This is a genomic window from Falsiroseomonas sp. RANM36, from assembly GCF_056682175.1.
Genome location: NZ_JBWXTD010000003.1, coordinates 231,410 through 235,693 on the forward strand (window position 1 = coordinate 231,410; position 4,284 = coordinate 235,693).

Below are 4,284 nucleotides of genomic sequence, written 5' to 3' on the forward strand. Positions count from 1 at the left end.
CGGACCATCCCGCGCGCCGACCCGGCCTCAGCCGATGCGGATCTGACTGTCGGAGGTGAAGCTGTACTCGGGAACCGCAAGGTTCGCCGGCGCAGGACCGAGGCGGATGCGTCCCGAGGTGTCGTAGTGGCTGCCATGGCAGGGGCAGAACCAGCCGCCATAGTCGCCCCTCGGGTCGGTCGGCTTCTGGCCGAGCGGCACGCAGCCGAGATGCGTGCAGATGCCGACCACCACCAGCCAGGGATCGCGGATCACCCGCCGCTGGTCGGCCTGCGGGTCGCGCAGCTGGGAGAGCGGAACCTCGCGTGCCGCCTTGATCTCTTCCTCGGTGCGGCTGCGCACGAAGACCGGCTTGCCGCGCCACACGACGGTCACGGCCTGGCCGACCGCGATCGGGGAGAGGTCCACCTCGGTACTCGCCAGCGCCAGCACGTCCCGCGCCGGGTTCATCGAGCTGATGAAGGGCCAGGCGATCGCGCCCACGCCGACTGCGGCGAAGGCGCCCGTGGTGAGCTTCAGGAAGTCGCGGCGGGTGTCTCCCGCCTCCCCGTCGGACGCCGCGTGGGGCGCCATCGCATCGGCCATCTTTCTTCCCCTTCCGCGAGGCGCCGCCTGGGGGGCGACGTGCGGCACGTGAAATTCGTCCCCGCCGGCCCGGGCGGCGGCGCCCGCCCTGGCGAAGGCAAGCGGACACACTCGGCCCGGCCCGAGACCCGGCAACGTTGCGGCGCATATAAAGGCCCGTCTTCGGGCCTGTCCATCCGGCCCGGGCCGTGAAAACGACGCAAGGCGCGCGGGGGTCGCCAGCCCGGCACGGGGCTGCCAATCTTGCGCGGCGCGGCGCAACGGTCGTGCCGCCTGAGGAAGCAGCCCCGCATGGTCGAAAGCCCGGCACCGATCGAGCATCCCCTTCTCCCGCGTGCCCGCGCCTGGTTCGAGCAGCTGCGGGACCGCCTCTGCGCCGCCTTCGAGGCCTGCGAGGATTCGCTCTCGTCCGGCCCGCACGCGGCGCTGCCCCCGGGGCGCTTCGTCCGCACGGCCTGGGACCGGCCGGAGGGGGGCGGCGGTGTCATGTCCGTCATGAAGGGCCGCGTCTTCGAGAAGGTGGGCGTCAACGTCTCCACCGTCTTCGGCGAGTTCAGCCCCGAGTTCCGCAAGCAGATCCCGGGTGCGGAGGCCGATCCGCGCTTCCTGGCCACCGGCGTCTCCCTGGTGGCGCATATGCGCAGCCCCCGCGTGCCCGCCGCGCACATGAACACGCGCTTCATCGTCACGACCAAGGCGTGGTTCGGCGGCGGCGGCGACATCACGCCGATGGACCACGGGGCGCCGCACTCGCAGGAGGACGCGGCCGATTTCCACGCCGCCTTCAAGGCCGCCTGCGACCGGCACGACGACACCTACTATCCGCGCTTCAAGCAGTGGTGCGACGAATATTTCTTCCTGCCGCACCGCAACGAGCCGCGCGGCCTCGGCGGCATCTTCTACGACTGGCTCGGCGACCGCACGCCGGGCAAGGGGATCGAGGCCGACTTCGCCTTCACCCGCGATGTCGGCGAGGCTTTTCTCCAGTCCTACCCGGCCATCATCCGCAAGCGGATGCACGAGCCCTGGACAGCGGAGGAACGCGCGCACCAGCTGGTGCGGCGTGGGCGCTACGTGGAGTTCAACCTGCTCTACGACCGCGGCACCATCTTCGGGCTGAAGACCGGCGGCAATGTCGAGGCGATCCTGATGTCGCTGCCGCCGGAGACCGGCTGGCCCTGACGCAGGGGCACCGCGGCACGCCGCGCCCAGGCCTGGGACCGGCCTCCCTGGACTCGGCACGCGCGCGGCACCTAACTGGCCGTAAGGAGGAACCGGACCCATGGCGACCACCCAGCGCGAGGAACGCGCCCTGCTCGGCCACGACGCCTACGCGCTGATCGAGCCCAGCCACTATCCCGCCCTCGGCAAGCTCTCGGGCGAGGAGCTGCGCAGCCTGGCGACGCGGCTGCGCGAGCAGCACGCCAAGGCCCGCGACCTGATCCGCGAGGGCAAGCGCGCCAAGCGCGGCAAGGGCGATGCGCGCGCCGCCGCCACCGCCGAGGCCGGGAAGGCCACGCGCCGCAAGCAGGTCTATGCCGCCGCGCTGAAGCGCGTGAACGCCCGCTTCGCGGAGATCGAGCAGGACCGGGAGCGCGCCGCGCACCGTGCCGCGCTGAAGGCGGCGCTGGCGCGCAAGCAGGCCACGCGCGCGGCGCATCCGCAAGGCGGCTTCGCCGCCGCCAAGGGCATGCGCGCCAAGCCGAGCGGCAAGGGCCGCGGCGGGATCAACCCCGGCCGCGTCGGCTCCGTCAGCCAGGAGAACAAGACCGCCCAGGCGCGCCGCGACGGCTGAGGCGGCTCGCTCGGCAGCCATGCCGGGCAGGCGCGCGCGATGCCCGCAAGCTTGCCTTGCGGCGCCGCCCGTGCGACCGAACCCGGGTCAATCACTGGGAGACGTCCAATGATCGCACGCCGCAGCCTGCTGGCCACCGCGCTGGCCACGCCGCTCGCCGCCCCCGCGCTCGGCCAGCCGCAATGGCCGGGGGCCAATGTCCGGATGATCGTGCCCTGGCCGGCCGGCGGCTCCACCGACGTGCTGGTGCGGCTCTATGCCGAGCGCCTCGGCCCCATCCTCGGCACCAATGTGGTGATCGAGAACCGCAGCGGCGCCGGCGGCAATATCGGCCTCGACGCGCTCGCCAAGTCCACGCCGGACGGGTCGGTGTTCAGCATCGCCTCGGTCGGGCATCTCTGCATCAACCCCTTCCTCTATGCCCGCCTGCCCTATGATCCGGCGAAGGACCTGCAGCCCATCGCGATCGCCTGGGACCTGCCGAATGTCGCGGTGGTGGCGGCGCAGCACAACGCGTCGAAGACGCTGGCCGAGTTCATCGCCTGGGCGAAGGCCAAGCGCGGCGGCATCTCCTACGGATCGCCCGGCGTCGGCACCACGCCGCATCTCTCGGGCGCGCTGTTCGCGGCGCGCAACGGCATCGAGGCGACGCATGTGCCCTTCAGGGGCGCCGCGCAGACCATCCCGGCGATGCTTTCGGGCGATCTCGACTTCGCGCTCGACAACCTGGCGAGCTACGTCCCGGTGATCCAGGAGGGGCGGATGCGCGCCCTCGCCGTGACAAGCGCCGAGCGCTTCCCGACGGTGCCGGACGTGCCGACCATGGCGGAGGCCGGCGTGCCGAACATGGTGCTGACCTCCTGGCAGGGCTTCGTCGCCCCCGCCGGCACGCCGCGCGCGATCATCGACCGGATGGGCAACGCGCTGCGCCAGGTGGCGACGGACGAGGCCTTCAAGGCCCGCGTGCTGCGCGCCGGCGCGCTGGCGATCTGGTCCTCGCCGGACGCCATGACCGAGCGCGCGAACACCGATCGCCCGCTCTGGCAGGAAGCCGTGCGCGTCAGCGGCGCGCGGGTGGAATAGCGTCGCGCCCCCTCTCCCGCATCCGCGGGGGAGGGGCATCTGGCCTTCGGCGGCAGGCCCGGCCATATCGGCGGCGTGCCTTCCGACCTTTCGACACGGTCAGGCCGCCGCGGCGCCTGGCTCAACAGCCTGCTTGTGGACCATGCGCTGCTGCGCCTGTCCTGGCGCAACTGGGCCGTGGTGGAGCCGGGGCGCCTCTACCGATCCAACCATCCGCTGCCCTGGCAGCTTGCCCAGGCGCAGCGCCGGCACGGGCTGCGCAGCGTCATCAACCTGCGCGGCCACCGGCAGGATTGCGGGTCTGACGCGCTGGGGCGGGCGCGCGCGGGGGAGCTCGGCCTGATCCATGCGGATGCGCCCTTCGAAAGCCGCGGCGCGCCGCACAAGGACCGCATCCTGCGCCTCGCCGCGCTGTTCTCCCGCCTGCCCGAGCCGGTGCTGATCCATTGCAAGTCGGGCGCCGACCGCACAGGGCTGGTCGCCGGCATCTGGCTGCTGCTGCAGGGACGGCCGGTGGACGCGGCGCTCGACCAGCTGCACTGGCGCTTCGGCCATGTCGCGGCCAGCCGCACCGGCATCCTGGACGCCTTCTTCCACGCCTATGCCGACTTCCAGGCCCGGCATGGCGCCAAGCCGTTCCTGGACTGGCTGCGCGAGGACTATGACGAGGCCGCTCTCCGCGCCGCCTTCACCAGCAAGCCCTGGGCGGACCGGCTGGTGGACGGGCTGCTGCGCCGGGAGTGAAGCGCGCCCGCGCCGCCGCCCGCCCCCCCGCGGGGCCGCGCCGCGGCCGCGGCGAGGTCCGGGCGCCCCGGGGGCCC

At 72.8% G+C, this 4,284-nt stretch carries 5 protein-coding genes; 4 read left to right on the forward strand and 1 reads right to left on the reverse strand.

Features of this window, described 5'->3' with window-relative positions; translation table 11 throughout:
* Positions 1–27: 27 nt before the first annotated feature.
* The gene (petA, locus tag AC1MIR_RS05905; RefSeq protein ID WP_480027258.1) at positions 28–573 is read right to left on the reverse strand and encodes a ubiquinol-cytochrome c reductase iron-sulfur subunit; all 546 of its coding nucleotides are present in this window, start codon (positions 571–573) and stop codon (positions 28–30) included.
* 303 nt (positions 574–876) lie between these two features.
* Here petA and hemF point away from each other — a divergent pair, with 303 nt between their 5' ends.
* From hemF to AC1MIR_RS05925, 4 genes are all read left to right on the forward strand, one after another.
* On the forward strand, positions 877–1,767 hold the full coding sequence (hemF, locus tag AC1MIR_RS05910; RefSeq protein WP_480027259.1) for an oxygen-dependent coproporphyrinogen oxidase: 891 nt from the start codon (positions 877–879) through the stop codon (positions 1,765–1,767).
* A gap of 100 nt (positions 1,768–1,867) precedes the next feature.
* Positions 1,868–2,380 carry a hypothetical protein gene (locus tag AC1MIR_RS05915; protein WP_480027260.1) on the forward strand — a complete coding sequence of 171 codons (513 nt, stop codon included), beginning with the start codon at positions 1,868–1,870 and terminating at the stop codon, positions 2,378–2,380.
* A gap of 108 nt (positions 2,381–2,488) precedes the next feature.
* Positions 2,489–3,463, forward strand: a complete 975-nt coding sequence (locus AC1MIR_RS05920; protein WP_480027261.1) for a Bug family tripartite tricarboxylate transporter substrate binding protein — start codon at positions 2,489–2,491, stop codon at positions 3,461–3,463.
* A gap of 75 nt (positions 3,464–3,538) precedes the next feature.
* Positions 3,539–4,207, forward strand: coding sequence for a tyrosine-protein phosphatase (locus AC1MIR_RS05925; RefSeq protein WP_480027262.1), 669 nt, complete (start codon positions 3,539–3,541; stop codon positions 4,205–4,207).
* The last annotated feature ends 77 nt before the right edge of the window (positions 4,208–4,284 follow it).